The sequence below is a fragment of the Rahnella sikkimica genome, assembly GCF_002951615.1.
In the GTDB taxonomy this organism is placed as follows: domain Bacteria; phylum Pseudomonadota; class Gammaproteobacteria; order Enterobacterales; family Enterobacteriaceae; genus Rahnella; species Rahnella sikkimica.
The window spans coordinates 1,355,075-1,374,802 of record NZ_CP019062.1 but is presented as its reverse complement, the minus strand read 5'-3'; the positions used below and the strand labels follow the sequence as shown (position 1 = coordinate 1,374,802).

The window sequence follows — 19,728 nt, the reverse complement described above, 5'->3', positions numbered from 1 at the left end:
AATATTGGAAGATGCCTGCACTATAAGGGTGAAATGGAGGTTTAACGTTTTACTCACTCTGATGAGTCGGGTATAACTGTTTGACCGCACTACTGATTTAACCGCTTAATTCCGCTTCATGGAGTCTGGAATGAACGACATAGCCTGATGAATCATAAAAAAATTACGATTATCGATGTTGCGCAGCACGCCGGCGTTTCTGTCACCACAGTTTCGCTGGTGCTCAGCGGCAAAGGGCGCATTTCCCTGAGCACTGCAGAACGGGTAAACCGTGCGGTGGATGAACTGGGTTTCGTGCGCAACCGGCAAGCCAGCACGCTGCGCGGCGGTGAGTCCGGCGTGGTCGGGCTGATTGTGCGTGACATCTGCGAGCCGTTTTATGCGGAAATGACCGCCGGTCTCAGTGAGATGTTTGAAGCGCAGGGCAAAGTATTATTTCTGCTGCAAAGCGGCCCGTCAGGCAAAGGTCTGATGCGCTGTTTCGACACATTGCTGACCCACGGCGTTGATGGCATTGTCATCGCCGGTGGCACCAGTTCTATTTCCGGCCTGAAAGAAAAGGCGGAAGAACAGGGCGTCCCGCTGATTTGCGCGGCGCGTTCCGGCGGTATCGAAGGCGTCGACGTTGTCCGCCCGGACAATATGCTCGCCGCTAAAATGGCCACTGAATATCTTATCCGCCACGGTCACAAACAAATCGCTTACCTCGGCGGCCTCAGTAATTCATTAACCCGCGCCGAACGTCTCGGCGGTTTTTGCTCAACCCTTATACAGTACGGCCTGCCGTTTCGCAGCGAGTGGATTATCGAGTGCGATTACCAGCAAAAATGCGCCGCCGACGCCGCCGAAACGTTGCTGACCCATTACCCGAAAATCAGCGCCATCGTTTGCCATAAATCGTCCGTCGCGCTCGGCGCGTATTTCGGCGTTTTGCGCACTGGCGCGGAAGTCGGCGGCGGGGCGGTCGACAGTTTCTTCCAGCAGAAAGTGGCGCTCATAGGCATGGAAGATGCACCGGAATCTGAGCTGACCGAGCCGCCGCTGACGTCTATCGCGAACTCCGCGCGGGAGATTGGTCATGCAACGGCGAGACGGTTATTGCTGAGGATCGGGGGGCAGAATCTGGAAGCGCAGAATATTATTGTGCCGCCGGGGCTGATAGAGAGGGCGTCGGCCTGAAAGGTGCCAGGCTGGTGAGCACCTTTAAGCACCTTTTAGAAAGGTGACAAATTCAAGTTCAAATTCAAAGCCGTGGGCGTCGGCCCACACCGACCAAAGACCCGGTAACGCGCGGGTCTCTGGACTCTGCGCTTTTTTAACTCCGTGCTGCCGCTCGCTGGCTATGTTTCAGCAACGCCTGCTAGTGCCGCAAACGCCGCCGCTGCGCGGTCCTCTCATTTCGGATTCGAACCAGCGAGAAAAAAGACTCTCGCCGTTTCTCACCACTCACTCGACGTCGTTTTGAAAGCGGCCAGCGGCTTTTCTAAATTCAACGGCATTTTGCTTTTTCACTTAACCTTTTTTAAAATCAGCCAAAATAGATCTTTTGACTTACATAGCCAGTGGCCGCTTTCAGAAATCTTGCCGAGCGAAGTGTTTCGAGACCTATGGCTCGAAACCGAGTAAGGGAACCGCGCAGCGGCAAGTTTTCGCGGCAATAATTATGGCTGCTGGAACATAGCCAGCGAGCGATAGCGCGCAGTTAAGAGCCCGGGATTTTCAAGGGGTGCGGCGATAGGCGCCCCTTGAAGCCGGTTTGGGTGGCAACCCAAGGTCTTGATTTTGGCTTAAGGCCGGTTTGGGTGGCAACCCAAGGTCTTGACCTGGGTTGCGCGTTCACTGCAAGTGAAACCTACTCGATCAATTTAACCGTACCGTGATATCCGGTCTGATATCACTGAGAATCCTGGCTTGTCCCCGTCTTAGGACTCGCTGCTGTCGCATCATCCGCGCCAGCGGTCTTCGTGTAGATAATCTTCTGCGTATCATTCCCGCAATGACCCACAACCTGACCACCGGCCTGATCCGCCTGATCGTTCGGGACGATATCGAGCTTAAAGCCGGATTCCGGCAAACCGTTGGCGACGATTTTCTGGGTGATATCCGCTTTCACGCTTTCACAGGTGGCAGCCTGAACGGCCAGCGGCGCTAACATCATGATCGCAAGGCCAGCTAAGAGTGTCTTTTTCATCATTCATTCCTTTTATGAGAAACAGTGTATTAATGATTTTAGCAGAGAGAGACAGCGGCAGAATTAGCCGCTGCCGGGCAGGAAAAGGGTGGAAAGAATTTATTACGGCATTACGGTACGGCCAGTGCGGCGGTCGAGGCAGCGCTGGGTGTTATCTTCCCAGTACGCGTTGATATTCTGGCTGGCATTGCATTTATCACGCTGGTCCATAGCATTATCGTACTTGGAATATTCTTTTTCTGCGCGCTGGTTTTTCAACGCCCGCAGACGCTGAGTTTCGTTCCATTGCTCTTTGCTCTGGCGCGCTTCTTCATTGGACATGGCGTCATTGCCGCTGCCGCCAAAGACACAGGTTCCGCCCGCACAGTTGGTGGATGCCAGCGCAGGTGCCTGCCAGCTAGCTGTCATCACCAGAAGCGCAACAGGCAGTAAACGGCGTAAAAACGTTGTATTCATTAGCTAATCCTTTTAATTTACACATCGCTCAGGCGAATACTTTCAATTATAACATCACTCAGAGTCACGTCACCCAAAGCCTGCTAACGGGTTGAATTCATGTTTAACTTACGACTGTAAACCTGGCGATTCCTATGCTCAAAACGACTTTACTGTTCTTTGCGACCGCGCTGGCGGAAATTATCGGCTGTTTTCTGCCGTATCTCTGGCTGCGTAAAGGTGGCAACGTATTACTGCTTTTCCCGGCGGCGCTGAGTCTGGCGGCGTTTGTCTGGTTGCTGACGCTGCATCCGGCGGCCAGCGGCAGGGTGTATGCGGCTTACGGCGGGGTATATGTGATGACGGCGATGTTGTGGCTGCGGTTTGTCGATGGCGTGAAACTCAGCACCACCGACTGGCTCGGCGCTTGTGTGGCGCTGGCCGGGATGCTGATTATCATTTCTGGCTGGAAAACGGCGTAAAATTACTGCGACAGTTGTTCCATCATTACGATCACTTTCTGAATCACAATCTGCGCGGCGCGGGAAAGCTGACGGCGCGGCGCAACGCACAGCGCGAGCGTCAGCGGTTTGGCGCTGCGTCCCTGCAAGGGCACAAACGCCAGCCGGTTTTCCTGCAAGTCAGGCAATACGTCAAGCAAACTCAGCACCCCCACACCGGCCCCTTTGCGGATAAGTTCACGCATCATGCGCACGTCATTACAGACAATCGACGGCGTATCCAGCAACTGATAACGGTTGTACAGCAGCTTCGCGCGGGCGTTCACCATCAGCGGTTCCGACGGAATTATCTGCCGGTAAGCCGCGATATCGCTGAACGAAAGCGATTCCTGACGCGAAAGTTCATGCCCGACCGGCATCGCGATGCCAATCGGCAACTCCGCAAACGCCTGCACTTCCAGCCCGGTATGCTCGATAGGGTCGAGCAGCAGGCCAAAATCCACTTCCGCCGCACTGACCTGTTCGCTGATATTCCGGCTGTCTTCAATGCGGATATCAAACGTAAGGTAAGGATGTTCCGCGCCGACTTCGGCAATCAGCTGCGCCATAATTCCTTCACTGAGCGCCGCGATAATGGAAATCGTGACATGTCCGCGCCGCAACCCCTGAATTTCATCAAAGCGTTCGCGGGTGCGGGAAAATTCTTTTCGCCAGCGGCGGATATCATCGAACAAAATCTCACCGGCGGACGTCAGTTTCAGGCCGGTCGGCAGGCGCTCAAACAGCGGCGTTTCCAGAGTCTGTTCGGCCTGTAAAATCTGCCGGTTAATGGCTGAAGCAGAGACGTGCAGCGCTTCCGCCGCTTTGCGCAAACTTCCTGTTCGGGCGACTTCGGTAAAATATTGCGAAAAACGGGAGAAGGGAGACATAGGTGTACTAATTTATGCAGTGAATAAGTGAGATATCTATTATGGACTGCATCACTCATTTTTCCTAGATTGTGCGATGGCCTTTGTAAACAATCACCTCAGATTGTTTATGCGCAAATCTCTGCGCAAAGAAGGTCAAAAAGGGTAATGACAGGGTTCGTCAAAACACGTTTAGCACGTGAGCCGCTTTTCTTTGGACAGAAGGGGTGCGAATTGTGGCATTCGACCTGCTGGCGTGCGTGCGTGTTTTGAAAAACAACACTAATAACAAGCGTGCGCTTTTGATCACCCGGTTGAAGTGATCACGCGACCAAGAGATGCCTTCTCATGTTAGAAAAACTATTCAAGTTAAAAGCTCACCGTACTAACGTGCGGACTGAGATTGTGGCAGGACTGACGACATTTTTAGCAATGGCCTATATTCTGTTCGTTAACCCGTCCATTTTGGGCGCGACGGGGATGGATAAAGGCTCGGTTTTCGTGGCAACGTGTCTTGCTGCCGCAATCGGTTCCGCACTGATGGGCTTTATCGCCAACTACCCGATTGCACTGGCGCCGGGCATGGGGTTAAACGCTTTCTTCACCTACACCGTCGTGCTGCATATGGGTTACACCTGGCAGATCGCGCTGGGTGCCGTTTTCCTTTCCGCGTGTATTTTCTTCGCGTTGTCGATTTTCAAAATCCGTGAATGGATCATCCGCAGCATTCCACTGCCATTGCGTTCGGCGATTGCGGCCGGTATCGGGTTATTCCTGGCGCTGATTGCGCTGGAAAACGCCGGTATTGTGATTGCTAACCCGGCCACGCTGGTGGGTCTGGGCGACCTGACCAAGCCGGGTCCGCTGTTTGCGATGCTCGGTTTCATTCTGATTGTAGTACTGGAAGCGCGTAAAGTGACTGGCGCGGTGCTGATTGGCGTGCTGGCTGTGACGGTTCTGGCGATTGCGCTGGGTTACTCACCGTTTGGCGGCGTGATGTCCATGCCACCTTCCATCGCACCAACCTTTATGCAGCTGGACATCAAAGGCGCATTCAACGTTTCGCTGATCAGCGTCGTGTTCGCATTCCTGTTTGTTGACGTGTTTGATAACTCCGGCACCCTGATCGGCGTCACCAAACGCGCAGGTCTGGCGGACGAAGATGGCAATATCCCTAAAATGGGCCGTGCGCTGGTCGCGGACAGTGCGGCTGCGTTGTTCGGTTCATTGCTGGGGACATCAACCACCACCAGTTATATCGAATCTGCGGCGGGCGTGAGCGCCGGTGGACGTACCGGTCTGACGGCTATCGTGGTCGCGATCCTGTTCCTGCTGAGCCTGTTCTTCGCACCGCTGGCAGGAAGCGTTCCGGCATTCGCCACCGCACCTGCTCTGCTGTTCATCGCAGTTCTGATGACCTCTGGTCTGGCTGAAATCGACTGGAAAGACATTACTGTTGCCGCACCGGTCACCGTGACTGCGCTGACCATGCCGTTCACGTATTCCATTGCGAACGGTATCGCGTTTGGTTTCATCACCTGGACGCTGGCAAAACTGCTGACCGGCCGCTGGCGTGAACTGAATTCAGCGCTAATCGTGCTGTCGATTCTGTTCGTGATCAAACTGGGCTGGCTGAGCGCGTAACCGCTCTGCGGGTCGGAAAAGGCGCGGGTTTGACTACCGCGCCTTTTTTTATTTCTGGCAGAAAGCGCGCAATAAAAAAAGCAGCCGGAGCTGCTTTTCATGTGAATCACAATGTCTGATCAGTCTTCGCGGTGAACCTGCAAACCGGCCAGAGACTGGCTGACAGGCATCATCTCGATGCTGTTGATGTTCACGTGCTCAGGCAATGTGGAAACCCAGAACACGGATTCGGCGACGTCTTTTGCCGTCAGCGGGTTGGTCTTGTCGTAGGTTTTGCTGGCTTTCTCGTCATCACCTTTAAAGCGGATGTTGGAGAATTCCGTTCCGCCACACAGGCCCGGCTCGATATTGGTCACGCGAACGTGAGTGCCATGCAGGTCGGTACGCAGGTTCAGGCTGAACTGACGGACGAAGGCTTTGGTCGCGCCATACACGTTGCCACCGGCATACGGCCAGTTGCCCGCCGTTGAACCGATGTTAATCACATGGCCGGTGTTGCGTTCAACCATGCCCGGCAGGACGGCGCGGGTCATGTACACCAGACCTTTGGTGTTGGTGTCGATCATTTTGTCCCAGTCTTCCAGCGACGCTTTGTCGGCTTTTTCCAGACCGAGCGCCAGACCGGCGTTATTGACCAGCACGTCAATGTTGCTCCACTCAGCAGGCAGGCTGTCGATGGCATCTTTGATGGAAGCCCGGTTGGTGACATCCAGTTCAACGGTATACAGCGCGTCACCCAGCTCCGCTTTCAGGTCGTCCAGACGCTCTTTACGGCGGCCAGAGGCAATCACTTTATGGCCTTCTTTGACAAAGCGGCGCGCGATTTCAGCGCCAAATCCGGCGGTCGCGCCGGTCACAAAAATAATCATCCCGGTATTCCTTAGTATTTAAATAAATAGAATGAAATAAAATCGAATCAAAAATGAACGCGTCTGCACGCGCACGGCGTGCAGAAAAAGAAACGCTATAAGTATTAACACAAAAATAACCAGACCGGCAGCCGATGCCGGTCTGACTTGGTATCATTTTATTGCGATGACCTTTTATGACGATGGTTTTTTCAAATAAGGCGCAATCAGTGACAAATCGGCTGCAGAAAGCCGGTCCGGCGCGGTCTGCGCCTGATGCCAGTAAGGGTAAAGAAGCGGCAACTGGCTGACTTTATTAAGCCTTTCAATTTCCTCGCTATTCAGGATTAAATCTGCGGCGAGCAGGTTGTCCTGCAACTGGGTGTCGTTACGCGCGCCGACAATCACCGACGTCACCTGCGGGCGCGCAATCAGCCACGCCAGCGCGATTTGCGCCGCAGAAACACCGCGTTGCCCGGCGATATCTACCAGAACATCCACCACGTCATACAGCGCATTTTCATCACGCACCGGCGGTTCGCCCCAGTCAGCCAGATGGCGTGTACCTTCGGGCGCGGCCTGATTACGGCGGTATTTACCGGAAAGCAGGCCACCGGCCAGCGGGCTCCAGACAAGAACGCCCAGCCCCTGATCGTGTGCCGCCGGCAGGAGTTCGTATTCGGCTTCACGCGCCTGCAAGGTGTAATGGATTTGCTGACTGACCGGACGGATATAGTGATTTGCCGCCGCCACGCCCAGCGTTTTCATCACATGCCACGCGGAAAAGTTGGAGACACCGACATAACGCACTTTGCCGCTGCTGACCAGATCGTCGAGCGCGCGCAGCGTTTCTTCCAGCGGCGTCTGACCGTCCCATTCATGTAACTGATATAAATCCAGATAATCCGTATTCAGACGCTTCAGGCTGGCTTCGCAGGCGCGCAGAATATGGTGCCGTGAAGAACCGCGATTGTTCGGGCCATCGCCCATCGGGAAGCGGGCTTTGCTGGCAACCAGCACGTCATGACGCTGACTGCCCAGCGCTTTGCCCAGAATCACTTCCGATTCACCGCCTGAATAAACGTCGGCGGTATCGAATAAGTTAATACCGGCATCCAGACACAGGCCAATCTGGCGCTGTGCGGCACTGACGTCGGTCTGGCCGGTTTTTGCGAATTTCCCCTGACCACCAAACGTCATGGTGCCCAGGCTGAGAACTGAAACTTTCAGGCCGGAATGGCCTAACAGACGGTATTCCATGGGTTTTTCTCCATTTATCGGATACTAAATTTCAGTTTGGCAACGCCATTATTTTCCTGACGAAGCCGGTTGGGGTACAGATTCTTTTTTGCGGCGTAATTCATCGCCCGCTGTAGGGTCGAGCGTCAGGCTGTCGAGGGTTCCTGCCAGAGAAAACACCCCGATAATAATAAAAGCGATGTGGAAAGTGCCGGTTTGCAGCCCGGCGCTGGCCGGTAAAAAATGTTCCGCGATGCGCAGGGAAAGCGCGCCGATGGCAATGCCCAGCCCGGTTGAAAGCTGCTGTGCGGTGTTAAATAACGTATTCGCGCCGCCCATTTGTTCTGGCGGAACCTGCGAAAAGGCCAGGGTATTGAGCGCGGTGAACTGCATCGAACGGGTCATGCCGCTGGCGAACAGCAACAGCAACGTGATGGCGGTTGGCACCTCCGGCGTCAGCAACGCGCAGGCAAATATCGTCGCAGAATTGAGCAGACCGTTAACCAGCATAATCGACTTAAACCGGAAGCGGTGCAAAATCGGCGAGGTAAATGGCTTCATCGCCAGATTACCGGCGAAGACGGCGAGCACCAAAAGCCCGGCATCAAACGCGTTCATGCCGTAACCCAGCTGGAACATCAGCGGCAGTAAAAACGGCAGGGCGCCGATAGCCACGCGAAACAGTGAACCGCCGTAAATCGTGACCGCGTAACTTTTAATTTTCAGCGCCCCCAGCGGCAGGAGCGGGTGTGCCGCCCGTTTTGAATGCCAGACTGCCAGCGCCCCGACGATCACCGCGCCGCCCACCATCGTCACCGGTTTCCAGCTAATGGCGTCCTGATTAAACATATCCAGCCCGAAGATTAACCCCAGACACGCTGCGCCGGTCAGCACAAAACCGGTGATATCAAACGGTACGCCTTTCTGCCCCGCAACCTGCGGGATCAGCTTACGGCTGAACATCAGTGCGATAATCCCGAGCGGCAGATTGAGCAGAAATATCCAGTGCCAGGAGGCATACGTCGTAATAAACCCGCCCAGCGGCGGCCCGAGGATCGGCGCGACCAGACCAGGCCAGGTAATCGTTGCGATAGCGCGGATCAGATCGGATTTTTGGGTATTTTTCAGTACCACCAGTCGTCCGACCGGCACCATCAGCGCGCCGGCAAACCCCTGCAACATACGGGCGGCGGTAAACGTGCCGAGACTGACGCTGGCTGAACATAACAGTGACGCGAGGGTGAACAGGATCAGCGCCAGCGAAAAGACGTTACGCGTGCCAAACCGGTTAGCGATCCAGCCGCTGGCGGGAATAAATACCGTCAGCGTCAGAATGTACGCCGACACGCCGATATTCATATCGACCGGATGCACACCGAAATCTTTCGCCATCTGTGGCAGCGCGGTGACAATCACCGTGGCATCCAGATTTTCCATAAAGAACGCGCCCGCCACCAGTAACGGCAGTGCGGAACCTGGCGGCAGCGAGAGTTTTTTGTTTGCGAAGAAGCTCATAGAAGGTAAGCGCGCTAATGAAATAAGCAAGGTTTGAGCATAGCGCATCGGGAGGAGGCGTCAACGGCGGGTTTGGTTCTGTGAGACATTTTACCGCTGAAGCCTCTAAAACCTCGGGCTGCCACTGACCAGGCAATCAGATTACTGGCTGGCTGAGAAGTAAGCTTTCGAGTCTTTTGAAAACATAAAGCGGAGCACTATGACTAAATACCCTAACACTTCAATAACGGCTCCCAAAACTGCACCCAGTTCCTGTGCTTCATTGTCATAGGAGAGAAGTGGGGGGGCGCTGACAGAAAAATGACTGTAAGCAAAGAAGGCCAGCATTAACATTAATGCGGTAACAGCTGATTTACGTGCATGTTTTTTTCTTTTTAAGACAGCGATGAATGACCAAATTATTAAAGTGGTCACCATTACTCTCAGTAGAAAGGATAGTCTGAAAAACAAAGTAAATTTAAAATACGGATATTTAACAAGTAAGATCAGATTAGACACAAACCAATATAAATTAACAGAAAGTGTGAATAGTGTCAGGACTGAAAGAATCAGTAACACACACCAAACGCATAAAGGTTTTTTCATTAAATATCTCTGGTGAATTAAAAATCATTTTTTGTGGGTTGTTATTATAATCACTCGCGAATTAAAATGCATTGAGTTTATATCTTTCTTATTTATTCATATTTGTTATGAGAACCCAATCGCCTATCATCCAGCTTGTATATGAATTTGTTTTAATAGGGTGGGGTTAACTATTTAAGAAAGGAGGTTTCTATAAATAAGAATATTGGGAAATAAAGACGGTTCTGTTTTTAATTACACTTACAGGAGTTAATGAATATTATGAATTACAATGGAATGGTATGTGCGGCGATCATTTCCTCACTGGCCTTTGCTATTACAGGCTGTGACGATAAGAAAACGGAGATTAGCGTTTCTGAAAATGCGCCGAAAACGGCACAGACTCCGCAAACAGCAACTACAGAGAAGAAAGCTGATGCCCCCCTGAGCGAAGCGAAAGTCGCTGAGCAAAGTATCACGCCGGAAGAAATAATTGCCCAAAAAATGGAGACTTACATCCGGTGCTTTAATGTGGTGGACAGTAGTGTTTACCGTAGCGTCGAACGTTATGCATCCTGGTTAGAAGACGTGAAACAAGGCCCGACAGGCAAGGAAAATATTGTTTATGGAATATATCCCCTCATCGCACAAAATATTATCCCCTGTAATACTGAGATAGAAGTTGTTGCGAAATTGCAGCCGCCCCTCGAACCTATAGACAGTGCTGCTGTTTCTTATATTCATTCCGTTGTCAGCATTGCCAAAGTCATTAACCCATTAAGTAAATATTACGAGCAGCAAGATTACAAAGACGATGCTTTTCAGAAAGGAAAGACTGAACATATAAAATTGCTTAGCGAATGGGAGGTGTTCTCTGCCGCGTCTGTAGCATACCGGGCTGCCATTGAAGATGTGAATGATGCCGCTCAGTTAACCAGGCTTAAGGAAATGGAAAAAACGGCAGGGCAGTCTTTTGAATACCACGCGCTGTCAATAATGGTGAATGCGAAGAAGCTGAATAAGCTCATTCAGAAAGATGAATTCTCGGTTGAAGATGCCATGAAGATGGTTGCTGTTATTCAAACGTCCATTGATTCAACTAAGAAACAGGTTGTCGCCGGGATTGACACGAGCCAGTTCATTAGTGCTGCTGAAAATTACCAGTTGGCGGCGAAACAGCTCATCCGCCGGATCAGAGATCATGAAGACTTTGATGAAGGCGATAAGATGATGCTGCAAAGTGCCTTATCTGCCTTCACGGTCGAGGGTTCTTTCAGTAAAGTGATGAAAAGCTACAATGATATGGTGGCTGATTACAATCGGCTCAATTGAGAAATAAGCACTAACTAAAGCAATCCCCGGCAGCGATGACGGGGATTTTTCATTACATCTTCCCCTCCGCCAGCCGTTCGCCCTGGTCGTGCATCGGGCAGACGAATGGCGTCGCTGTTCGCTTCAAATTCCCTTCACTTTTTCTGCTTTCCTCACACCTGTGAACCTCCTCACAACGCACATCCTCTTTAAAGCTTAACTTCTCGCATATGATTGATTTGTTTGTATTTATTCCGTGAATAAAACGATAAATACCTCGCCTTCAAATCAATCATTCCACGGACGCCTGACCTAAAAGGATTTGCTCATGACCGGATTTCCCGCTGACCGAAAACCGCGACACGCAGCTGCATACGATTTATCACCCGAACAGCTTCGTCCCGCTGCTGCGCGCCGAACACGCGCGCATGGAAGACAGCCACCGTTCGCTGGCGGAGAAACTCGAAGAGGAAAACGGCAGCGTGTTGCCGACTGAACTGCATCTGCGCCTGAATGAAATCGAAAAGGACATCCGCAAAAATCGTCTCAGCGACGACAATCAGCAGCGGCTGGACGCCATCGGCCTGAAAGCCGAAAACCTGGCGCTGTGGCTCGACCCGATGCCGCAGGGCGACGCGCTGAAAATTCACCTCTATCACTGCGACCATCTCGGCACGCCGATTGCGCTCATCAACCACAAAACCAGCAAAGTTGAATGGAGCGCGGTCATGGATGTCTGGGGCAACGCGGTGGATATCTTTAACCCGTACAAACTGCGTCAGCCCATCAGAATGCAGGGCCAGCATTACGACGAAGAATCGGGGCTGCATTACAACCGTCACCGTTATTATGATCCGATGCAGGGACGCTATATTACGCAGGATCCGATTGGGTTGAGAGGGGGATGGAATTTATATGGTTATCCATTGGATCCGGTTCTTGGGATGGATCCATTGGGACTGGCTGCGTGTACCGTTTTATTTCCAGACTATCCAATAGAGTATGCTGAAGGGAAAACGAGCACATGGCTTGGTGGACATGCTGGCTCTCTCGGATATGATAAAAAAGGTACAACTCAATATTATGAATATGGAAGGTATAACCCTAGTGCGGCGGGAGTTATAGGCTCTAAACTTCCATCGGAAGATGGAAATATTCGTAAAATCTCCGTCCCTAATCTGGAAATTGGACCTGATGGTTCCCCAACGGAAGCCTCTATGGATAAATTGCTAACTTCATTAGCCACTAAAGCAGGTAAAGGAACATCTGCGCAATTAACCTGTAATGCAAATGCCGACCAAAACAAGGTTTACAAATATGCCGAAAATGTTGCAAAAAACAAAGATAGAGATAAATACAATTGGAATCCGTTTAGTTCAAATCAATGTAGAACTTTTGCTGAAAAAGCATTAGAAGCAGGAGAGTGAAAATCATGAAAAAAACAACTGCAATTCTTTCTTTTTTACTTCTTTTATCACTAATTTCTTGTGTTTGCTTTGCTTATTTATGGATCGATCGCTCGATTACACTTTCTTATAGTGAATAATGCGTTAATAACAGTACTCAAACGACTAATGCATTGGAAATACTGCTTGAAAATGAGTGGCTCGGGGAATCGACGAAAAGTGTCCTGGGGAAAATTAAAACTGAATTGAAACCCACTCAGTATGAAAATGAAATAATTAAAAAAGATGATGAGAATGTTATCTGGGTCGGCAATATTAAACTATCATTTAGTAATGACAAATTAATTAAAGTTGGTGAGTAGGTGATGTTTATTGGCGGAGTGTTTAATGAGCAAGCTTGATAATTAAAGAATCTGTCATGATTGAGAGAATTTGTTTAGACGACAGAGCTGTCAAAGGGATTGAGGCACAAAAGATAAAGTGGAATGAATACTTCCCTGACTTTAATTATGCTGCATATTTTAGCCAGGCCCCTTAGAAATATCAGGGGACCTGGCTAAGCGCTTACCCCTCTGCCAGCCGTTCCCCTGTCTGGGCATCGAACAGATGAATGGCGTCGCTGTTAGCTTCGAGGTACAGCGGTTGATCGGTGCTCACGCGGGCGCGGCCGGCGAACTGGACGTGCAGCGGGAAGCCGCTCCAGTCGATGTGCAGCAGGCTGCTTTCGCCGGTGACTTCCAGCAGACGCAGCGTGGCGGCGGGTTGTGCGCTGTGCTGAACCGGTTTGAGGTCATGCGGACGCAGGCCGAGCGTCACCGGGTCGCCTTCGGAATGTCGCGCCTGTAACGCCCATTTCTCCGGCAGTTCGAACCACAGCTGATTACAGGTCACGCTCGGTTTTCCACCGATGCTCTGGAACACGCCGCTGAGTAAATTCATCGGCGGTGAACCGATAAAGCGCGCCACAAAGGTGTTCACCGGTTTGTCGTAAATCGACAGCGGATCGCCTTGCTGCACGATAAAACCGTCTTTCATCACCACAATGTTATCCGCCAGCGTCATGGCCTCAATCTGATCGTGCGTGACGTAAACCGTGGTGGTGCGGAACTGCTGGTGCAGCGATTTGATTTCCGCCCGCAGCTCCATGCGCAGTTGCGCATCCAGGTTAGACAGCGGTTCGTCGAACAGGAAAACTTTCGGATTACGCACCAGCGCGCGGCCCATCGCAACACGCTGGCGCTGCCCGCCGGACAAATCTTTCGGCAGGCGTTTCAGCAGATGATCGATGCCTAACACTTTTGCCGCCTGCTGTACTTTGGCCTGCTGTTCGGCTTTCGGCACCTTTTTCACCTGCATGTGAAACGCCATGTTTTCGGCCACGGTCAGGTGCGGATAGAGCGCGTAACTCTGGAAGACCATGGCGATATCACGATCCGCCGGGTCAAGATTATTGATTTGTTGTTTATCGAGCAGGATGTCGCCGTCGGATAAGGATTCCAGCCCGGCCAGCAGTCGCAGAAGGGTGGATTTACCGCAGCCGGACGGCCCGACCAGCACGGTAAAGCTGCCATCGGGGATGGTCAGATCCAGCGGTTTGAGCACCTGTACTTTGCCATAATGTTTGGCGACTTTTACCAGTTCTACCAGAGCCATTCAGAGTTTCTCCACAAGGCCAAAAAGCGATTGCCAGTCAGGATAACGGCGCGGGGAACTGCTGATCGCACAACCGGCGACGCGGACACCCCATTGCAACGCCGTGGCAGGCGGCAGGCCATAAATCAGCGCGGATAAGAATCCGGCGTTAAAACTGTCTCCGGCGCCGATGGTATCGACCACCTCAACCGGTTCGGCGTGCTGATGCAACGTCTGATCCGCAGCCCACAGGCGCGCGCCGTCCGGGCCGCATTTCGCAACACAAAAAGCATTGTCAGCCATCTGCGTCAGCAGTTTTTGCGCGGCGGCGTCCAGCGTTTCGGCACCGGCGAGCCCGAGGGTTTCGACTTCATTGAGCAGCAGCGCATCGCAGAACGGCAGCCATTGCGCGGCCTGTTTACGCAGCGTGTCGCTCCAGTCTTCCGGCGGCCAGCCGCTGTCGATGGCGACGCGATAGCCCCGGCTTCTGAGTGCAGAAAGAAGTTGCGGATACTCCGCATACAGCGCCGTACACAGCCAGGTTCCGCACAGCAAAACCCAGTCGCCCGGCTGCGCGCGTTCCGGCAGCTGCGGCAGAACATCCTGCATGGAAAGGCGGACGATATGCCCCTGATTACTGAAAAACGTCCGTTCGTGATCCGGATGCGTGACGCCAAACGTCAGCGACGTTTCGCAGTCGCAGGTCGGCCAGTGCGGCGCGCTTTCCGGGAACAAACTCGCCAGCCAGCCGGTGAACTGGTCGTTGCCCTGATTGGCCACCAGCCGGTGCGGAACATCCAGCGCCGACAGCGCCAGCGCGCAGTTTCCGGCAGAACCGCCGGGGCGCAGAGAGCTGCTTTCGAGCATCGCTTCGGTGCCTTTTTTCGGCCACGCGTGCAAAGTGCTCATGATTAAATCCACGTTAATATTGCCCACCACATACAGCGTGGCGCGGGTGTCAGGTCTTGTAATCATTGATGAGATTCCCTGATGTTCATAATCAGCCTTTGCTGCCGCCGGCGGTTAACCCGCTGACCAGCGTTTTTTGCAGCCAGAGCGCAATAAAGAGCGGCGGAATGGCCGCAAGAATGCCGACAGCGGCAATCAGCCCGTCATCGGTGGCGCGTCCGGCGGTGAATCCGGCAATCGTCACCGGCAACGTCTGGGCGTCGATATTGTTGGTAAACAGCAGGGCGTAGAAAAATTCATCCCAGGCCAGCAGCCAGCCGAACATCGCCGAAGCGCCGAGCGCCGGTTTCGCCAGAGGCAGGGTGATACGCAACAACACCTGCCAGTAACGCAAACCATCAAGCCGCGACGCCTGTTCGATATCCACCGGTAAGGAATCGAACTGGTTTTTCAGCATCCAGGTCAGGAACGGCAGGATCATCGAGCAATACACCAGGATCAGCCCGAGATGGGTGTTGAGCAGAGTCAGCTTTTCAAGGATGAAATACAGGGGCAGAACGAACGCCACCGGCGGCACCATATAAATAGCCAGACTGCCAAACAGCCAGCCGTCGCGGCCCGGATAGCGTGAGAAGCTGTACGCCGCCGGAATTGCCAGCAGCAGGGAAATAAGTGTCGCCCCGCAGGCCACCAGCAAACTGTTGCCCAGCGCATGCAGGAACAGCGCGCCCGGTTGCCCGGCCTGAAGCGTCAGCAGGCTGGCGTAACGGCTGAAATCCCAGTGGCGCGGCAGCCATTCCAGCGGAATGCGGGTCAGATCTTCCGCTGAACTGACGCTCATCAGGAACATCCACACCAGCGGCGCGAGAATGGATACGGCCAGAATCAGCGCGGCGAGATAACGTAATACGAGTCGGATTTTCTGTTTCATTCTGCGTTCCCCGAACGGCGCTGGCGCAGCAGCATGACCATATAAACCAGAATTAACAGGGCGCAAATCAGCGTCATGAGAATGGCGTAAGCGGCACCGCTGCCTGCGCGCAGATAGCTGAAAGATTCCTGATAAACGAAGAAACTGACGGTTTTGGTGCTGTCGAGCGGGCCGCCGCGGGTCATCACGTAAATAATGTCGAAGACTTTAAACGCGTCGATGGTGCGCAAAATCAGCGCTACCGCCAGCGGAGCCGCAATCGCCGGTAAGGTGATTTTACGAAAACGCAGGAACGCCGACGCGCCGTCGAGCCGCGCCGCTTCAAACAAATCCTCAGGAATGGTTTGCAGCGCCGCCAGCACCAGCAGGGTGATCAGCGGATAGTTCTTCCAGATATCGGCAAACATCACGGCGTTAATGGCCGATGACGGGTCGCCGAGCCAGCTGCGGTAGGTATCAATCAGGCCAAGCTGGGAAAGCAGGGCGTTGATGCTGCCGTAGTCCGGATTGAAGTTCAGCCGCCACATTGTGGCGTTGACAATCGTCGGCAGCGCCCACGGCAAAATCACCAGTACGCGTAAGGCGCTGCGTCCCCAAAATTTCTGGTTAAGCAGCAGTGCCACCAGCACGCCGATGAAGCCTTCGAAAATCACCGAAACCACGGTGAAGTAGAGCGTCCGCCACAGCGCGGCGCGAAAATCCGGATCGGTCAGGGCATAAATAAAATTGTCGCTGCCGACCCAGTTGGGCGCAGAACCGTCGCCAATCAGGCCAGCGTCGGTGAAACTGAGCCACAGCGTGCGGGCCAGCGGCCAGGCGGTCAGCAGAAACATCATTAACAACATGGGCGCAAGGAGCAACCAGGCTTGTCGACGTTCTCGTTGCGGTAAAGTCAGCATAGTTTTCCGTGGTGTTGGTGCGCCCCGCATACCGCAGTATCCGGGGCGTTGTGTTGGCTTTAAAAAAACTTAACGTAAACGGTCAGCGGCTGTGGTTGCGGCTTCCATACCGTCTTTCGCCGGGGTTTTACCCTGCAATACCGCCTGAATGTTTTGCTGCAAAATGTTCGACAAGCGTGAGTAATCCGCCGTCACCGGGCGCGAGAGCATCACGTTCAGCGAGACTTTTGCCGCCGCAATCAGGGCTTCCTGATCTTTCTGCACCGCCGGGTCGTCATATGAGGATTTCCAGATTGGCAGGCTCAGTTTGGCGTATTTATCCTGTACCGGCTGGGAGGTCATATAGCTGATGAATTCCCATGCCTGATCCGGATGCGCACTGGCTTTGGCGATGCCCAGGCCCATCGAACCGTTCACGCCCGACGCGCCGCCTGCGGTTTCGCCCGGTGCCGGGATCACACCGACATTACCCGCGACTTTGCTTTGTTTCGGGTCGTTGGCCATGTTGTACATGTAGGTCCAGTTCAGCGCGAAGGCCGCGTCACCGTTGGAGAAGGACTTACGCACGTCTTCTTCCAGATATTCGCGGGAATTCGGATTGGTCAGCCCTTTATCCAGCGTCTCTTTCATGTAGTTGATGGCTTTCATTGCGCCGGTATTGGTGAAGTTCAGCTTGCCGTCTTTGTAGAAATCGCCTTTAAACGCCGAAACCAACGTGGTGTAGTCGCACAGCAAGGCTTCGGATTGTGACCAGCTCCAGACCAGCGGGAATTTCACGATGCCTTTTTCTTTCAGGATCTCAGACTGCTTCTCCACGTCAGCCCAGGTCGCAGGCGGGGTGGTGATCCCGGCTTTTGCCAGCATGGCTTTGTTGTAATACAGATATTTGGTGTCGAGGATCCACGGCATACCCCAGCGTTTGTCTTTGTAGGTCACGGTAGAAATCGCGCCGTCGAAAATCTTGCTGCTTTCGTCGGCAGGAATACGCGCCGTGACGTCCTGTAACAGGCCGTATTTGTTGAATTCGGCTGGCCAGATCGCATCGAACAGCACCACGTCATAACCTTTGTCACCGGCACCGCGCGCGGCCACGATTTTGTCGTGAAGCGCTTCGTAAGGCACAAATTCCAGATTCACTTTGATGTCAGGGTGTTGTTTGGTGAAGTCCGCCGTCATGGCGCGGATATCGGCTTCGCTGTACGCCGCCTGAGTCATAAACAGGGCACTGAGCGTAGTTTCTGCCAGCGCGCTGGCGGAATATCCCAGAGTGAGGGCAGAGAGGGCGCACAGGGTGGCCGCAGGGGTAAGTCGTAGGCTCATCGTCATTCTCCGAAACAGGGTTAGGTTTATTAAATCAATTTGATTGCTTTAATCGGCTAAAAAAAAGTGGGATGGCCGTCACTGTCGGCAACCCCTGCGTCCCTGCCGGATTGATACTTGCTACCTGAGGCTTAAAACGAATTCTATAAACTGATCGAACTGAATAGTGACTGACGATTATTATTAACATGCCAATAACATTGAAAGCTGTGATGGCATCGTCATATTCATATTCTGATATTTATAAAATCAATTTGATTGCTGTAATCACTCTCCGCATACTGCCCACAGGTTTCCCCTCTGGGTACAAGGCCGTGATAACAACTTCTGGTACCAATCTTGAACATGCCCGCGCGCACAATCGCCGGGTCGTCATCGAAGCCATCCGCCTCAACGGTGAGCTGACCCGCGCGGAAATCGCGCGGCTGACGTCGCTCACACCGCAGACGGTGTCCAATATTGCGACCGAACTCGAACAGGCGGGCATATTGTCTTCCCATCTGCCGCGTCGTGCGGGCGGGCGGGGTCAACCGGCAACGCCACTGACACTCAATCCTGACAGCGCCTATTCCATCGGCATCCATCTTGATCATCAGTCGCTGCTGATTGTGCTGGTGGATCTCACGGGAACGGTGCGTTTTCGCCACCAGATCCCCATACAGAAACCTCAGCCTGAGCCCACGCTGGCTCTCATCGATCACATACTGCAAGAAATGCGCCAACAGGTGAAAATCGACTGGCGAAAAATGCTGGGTGTCGGTGTGGTGATGCCGGGGCCGTTTGGGGTTGAAGGCATTTCTTCGCAGGGGCCGACCACGCTGCACGGCTGGGATAATATTGATATTGAAGCGCGACTGAGCGTCTCTACCGGCTGGCCGGTTACGCTTGAAAACGATGCGACGGTGGCAGCCATCGGCGAGCGGTTTCACGGAATTGCCAAGCAACTTTCTTCATTTGTGTATCTTTATATTGGCACCGGCCTCGGCGCGGGGATCTTCACCGACGGGCGGATTTACACCGGTCATGCACATAATGCGGGCGAGGTTGGCCACATTGTGGTGCAACCGGGCGGCCGCGAATGTTATTGCGGCAACAAAGGTTGCCTTGAGCGCTACGTTTCTTTGCAGGCCGCGTATGAAGCCTGCGGGCTGGATCCGACGTCAGCGATGCCGGAAGATTTGCTGAGCGTTGATGAAACATTGTTCGATAAATGGCTGGATACGGCAGTCGAACCGGCGCTTCAGGCCATCAATATTATGGAATGTGTGTTTGATGCCCAGACCGTGATTATCGGCGGCACCATGCCGAAACCGCTGGTGGAAAAGCTGATCAAACGCCTGACGCCGCTGTACAGTTCGGTCCGCAGCCGCTATGCGCAAGGCACGCGGATCCGCATCGGCATGTCCGGCAGCGATACCCCGGCGCTCGGTGCGGCAGCGTTGCCGATCTTTGATGAATTCAACCCGCAGTACGAGGTGCTGCTTAAGTAGTGTTGGCTGACGTGCAGAAAAAGAA

At 53.1% G+C, this 19,728-nt stretch carries 18 protein-coding genes and 1 pseudogene; 7 read left to right on the top strand and 12 right to left on the bottom strand.

What is annotated here, in order from left to right:
* Nucleotides 1–147 precede the first annotated feature (147 nt).
* Nucleotides 148–1,179 carry a Mal regulon transcriptional regulator MalI gene (gene malI, locus BV494_RS06200; RefSeq protein ID WP_104922066.1) on the top strand — a complete coding sequence of 344 codons (1,032 nt, stop codon included), beginning with the start codon at nucleotides 148–150 and terminating at the stop codon, nucleotides 1,177–1,179.
* A gap of 715 nt (nucleotides 1,180–1,894) precedes the next feature.
* On the opposite strand, the gene BV494_RS06195 is transcribed toward malI, so the two are convergent.
* Nucleotides 1,895–2,191 carry a DUF1161 domain-containing protein gene (locus BV494_RS06195; protein WP_104922065.1) on the bottom strand — a complete coding sequence of 99 codons (297 nt, stop codon included), beginning with the start codon at nucleotides 2,189–2,191 and terminating at the stop codon, nucleotides 1,895–1,897.
* A gap of 102 nt (nucleotides 2,192–2,293) precedes the next feature.
* Nucleotides 2,294–2,647 (bottom strand): DUF1283 family protein, encoded by a 354-nt coding sequence (locus tag BV494_RS06190; protein WP_104922064.1) that lies wholly within the window; start codon nucleotides 2,645–2,647, stop codon nucleotides 2,294–2,296.
* 134 nt (nucleotides 2,648–2,781) lie between these two features.
* Here BV494_RS06190 and BV494_RS06185 point away from each other — a divergent pair, with 134 nt between their 5' ends.
* Nucleotides 2,782–3,108 (top strand): YnfA family protein, encoded by a 327-nt coding sequence (locus BV494_RS06185; RefSeq protein WP_104922063.1) that lies wholly within the window; start codon nucleotides 2,782–2,784, stop codon nucleotides 3,106–3,108.
* Nucleotides 3,109–3,110: 2 nt separating this feature from the next.
* On the opposite strand, the gene BV494_RS06180 is transcribed toward BV494_RS06185, so the two are convergent.
* Nucleotides 3,111–4,016 carry a LysR family transcriptional regulator gene (locus tag BV494_RS06180; RefSeq protein ID WP_104922062.1) on the bottom strand — a complete coding sequence of 302 codons (906 nt, stop codon included), beginning with the start codon at nucleotides 4,014–4,016 and terminating at the stop codon, nucleotides 3,111–3,113.
* Between the two features lie 327 nt (nucleotides 4,017–4,343).
* Between BV494_RS06180 and BV494_RS06175 the strand changes: the two genes are divergently transcribed.
* Nucleotides 4,344–5,639 (top strand): NCS2 family permease, encoded by a 1,296-nt coding sequence (locus BV494_RS06175; RefSeq protein WP_104922061.1) that lies wholly within the window; start codon nucleotides 4,344–4,346, stop codon nucleotides 5,637–5,639.
* Between the two features lie 119 nt (nucleotides 5,640–5,758).
* On the opposite strand, the gene ydfG is transcribed toward BV494_RS06175, so the two are convergent.
* The 4 genes from ydfG to BV494_RS25755 form a co-directional block, all read right to left on the bottom strand.
* Entirely contained in the window at nucleotides 5,759–6,508 is a 750-nt protein-coding gene (gene ydfG, locus BV494_RS06170) for a bifunctional NADP-dependent 3-hydroxy acid dehydrogenase/3-hydroxypropionate dehydrogenase YdfG (RefSeq protein ID WP_104922060.1), read from the bottom strand.
* Nucleotides 6,509–6,682: 174 nt separating this feature from the next.
* Nucleotides 6,683–7,747, bottom strand: coding sequence for an aldo/keto reductase (locus BV494_RS06165; protein ID WP_104922059.1), 1,065 nt, complete (start codon nucleotides 7,745–7,747; stop codon nucleotides 6,683–6,685).
* 48 nt (nucleotides 7,748–7,795) lie between these two features.
* Nucleotides 7,796–9,241 (bottom strand): MFS transporter, encoded by a 1,446-nt coding sequence (locus BV494_RS06160; protein WP_104924726.1) that lies wholly within the window; start codon nucleotides 9,239–9,241, stop codon nucleotides 7,796–7,798.
* A gap of 141 nt (nucleotides 9,242–9,382) precedes the next feature.
* Complete coding sequence (locus BV494_RS25755) at nucleotides 9,383–9,658, bottom strand: hypothetical protein (RefSeq protein ID WP_192938087.1); 276 nt, start codon at nucleotides 9,656–9,658, stop codon at nucleotides 9,383–9,385.
* Nucleotides 9,659–10,078: 420 nt separating this feature from the next.
* On the opposite strand from BV494_RS25755, the gene BV494_RS06150 reads away from it, so the two are divergent.
* The 3 genes and pseudogenes from BV494_RS06150 (at nucleotide 10,079) to BV494_RS26330 (ending at nucleotide 12,884) form a co-directional block, all read left to right on the top strand.
* On the top strand, nucleotides 10,079–11,137 hold the full coding sequence (locus tag BV494_RS06150; protein WP_104922057.1) for a YiiG family protein: 1,059 nt from the start codon (nucleotides 10,079–10,081) through the stop codon (nucleotides 11,135–11,137).
* Nucleotides 11,138–11,544: 407 nt separating this feature from the next.
* Nucleotides 11,545–12,543, top strand: a complete 999-nt coding sequence (locus BV494_RS06145; protein ID WP_104922056.1) for an RHS repeat-associated core domain-containing protein — start codon at nucleotides 11,545–11,547, stop codon at nucleotides 12,541–12,543.
* A gap of 5 nt (nucleotides 12,544–12,548) precedes the next feature.
* Nucleotides 12,549–12,884 (top strand): annotated as a pseudogene (locus BV494_RS26330) (Imm58 family immunity protein).
* Nucleotides 12,885–13,086: 202 nt separating this feature from the next.
* Here the strand turns inward: BV494_RS26330 and BV494_RS06135 are convergent.
* The 5 genes from BV494_RS06135 to BV494_RS06115 all read right to left on the bottom strand — a co-directional run bounded on the left by BV494_RS06135 (nucleotide 13,087) and on the right by BV494_RS06115 (nucleotide 18,213).
* Nucleotides 13,087–14,175, bottom strand: coding sequence for an ABC transporter ATP-binding protein (locus BV494_RS06135; protein WP_104922054.1), 1,089 nt, complete (start codon nucleotides 14,173–14,175; stop codon nucleotides 13,087–13,089).
* Complete coding sequence (locus tag BV494_RS06130; protein ID WP_104922053.1) at nucleotides 14,176–15,129, bottom strand: carbohydrate kinase family protein; 954 nt, start codon at nucleotides 15,127–15,129, stop codon at nucleotides 14,176–14,178.
* Nucleotides 15,130–15,154: 25 nt separating this feature from the next.
* On the bottom strand, nucleotides 15,155–15,994 hold the full coding sequence (locus BV494_RS06125; protein ID WP_104922052.1) for a carbohydrate ABC transporter permease: 840 nt from the start codon (nucleotides 15,992–15,994) through the stop codon (nucleotides 15,155–15,157).
* Nucleotides 15,991–16,893 (bottom strand): carbohydrate ABC transporter permease, encoded by a 903-nt coding sequence (locus BV494_RS06120; RefSeq protein WP_104922051.1) that lies wholly within the window; start codon nucleotides 16,891–16,893, stop codon nucleotides 15,991–15,993. Before BV494_RS06120 ends, BV494_RS06125 begins: the two co-directional genes overlap by 4 nt.
* Nucleotides 16,894–16,962: 69 nt before the next feature.
* Nucleotides 16,963–18,213, bottom strand: a complete 1,251-nt coding sequence (locus tag BV494_RS06115; protein ID WP_104922050.1) for an extracellular solute-binding protein — start codon at nucleotides 18,211–18,213, stop codon at nucleotides 16,963–16,965.
* 317 nt (nucleotides 18,214–18,530) lie between these two features.
* Between BV494_RS06115 and BV494_RS06110 the strand changes: the two genes are divergently transcribed.
* A complete protein-coding gene (locus tag BV494_RS06110; protein ID WP_192938145.1) occupies nucleotides 18,531–19,703 on the top strand; it encodes an ROK family transcriptional regulator in 1,173 nt (390 codons plus the stop codon).
* Nucleotides 19,704–19,728: the final 25 nt, after the last annotated feature.

Coding starts and splice junctions, on each gene's coding strand:
- BV494_RS06185 (WP_104922063.1), top strand. CDS start 2,782: ATGCTCAAAACGACTTTACTGTTCTTTGCGACCGCGCTGGCGGAAATT.
- BV494_RS06150 (WP_104922057.1), top strand. CDS start 10,079: ATGAATATTATGAATTACAATGGAATGGTATGTGCGGCGATCATTTCC.
- ydfG (WP_104922060.1), bottom strand. CDS start 6,508: ATGATTATTTTTGTGACCGGCGCGACCGCCGGATTTGGCGCTGAAATC.
- malI (WP_104922066.1), top strand. CDS start 148: ATGAATCATAAAAAAATTACGATTATCGATGTTGCGCAGCACGCCGGC.
- BV494_RS06180 (WP_104922062.1), bottom strand. CDS start 4,016: ATGTCTCCCTTCTCCCGTTTTTCGCAATATTTTACCGAAGTCGCCCGA.
- BV494_RS06130 (WP_104922053.1), bottom strand. CDS start 15,129: ATGATTACAAGACCTGACACCCGCGCCACGCTGTATGTGGTGGGCAAT.
- BV494_RS25755 (WP_192938087.1), bottom strand. CDS start 9,658: ATGGTGACCACTTTAATAATTTGGTCATTCATCGCTGTCTTAAAAAGA.
- BV494_RS06165 (WP_104922059.1), bottom strand. CDS start 7,747: ATGGAATACCGTCTGTTAGGCCATTCCGGCCTGAAAGTTTCAGTTCTC.
- BV494_RS06125 (WP_104922052.1), bottom strand. CDS start 15,994: ATGAAACAGAAAATCCGACTCGTATTACGTTATCTCGCCGCGCTGATT.
- BV494_RS06160 (WP_104924726.1), bottom strand. CDS start 9,241: ATGAGCTTCTTCGCAAACAAAAAACTCTCGCTGCCGCCAGGTTCCGCA.
- BV494_RS06115 (WP_104922050.1), bottom strand. CDS start 18,213: ATGAGCCTACGACTTACCCCTGCGGCCACCCTGTGCGCCCTCTCTGCC.
- BV494_RS06135 (WP_104922054.1), bottom strand. CDS start 14,175: ATGGCTCTGGTAGAACTGGTAAAAGTCGCCAAACATTATGGCAAAGTA.
- BV494_RS06145 (WP_104922056.1), top strand. CDS start 11,545: ATGGAAGACAGCCACCGTTCGCTGGCGGAGAAACTCGAAGAGGAAAAC.
- BV494_RS06190 (WP_104922064.1), bottom strand. CDS start 2,647: ATGAATACAACGTTTTTACGCCGTTTACTGCCTGTTGCGCTTCTGGTG.
- BV494_RS06120 (WP_104922051.1), bottom strand. CDS start 16,893: ATGCTGACTTTACCGCAACGAGAACGTCGACAAGCCTGGTTGCTCCTT.
- BV494_RS06175 (WP_104922061.1), top strand. CDS start 4,344: ATGTTAGAAAAACTATTCAAGTTAAAAGCTCACCGTACTAACGTGCGG.
- BV494_RS06195 (WP_104922065.1), bottom strand. CDS start 2,191: ATGAAAAAGACACTCTTAGCTGGCCTTGCGATCATGATGTTAGCGCCG.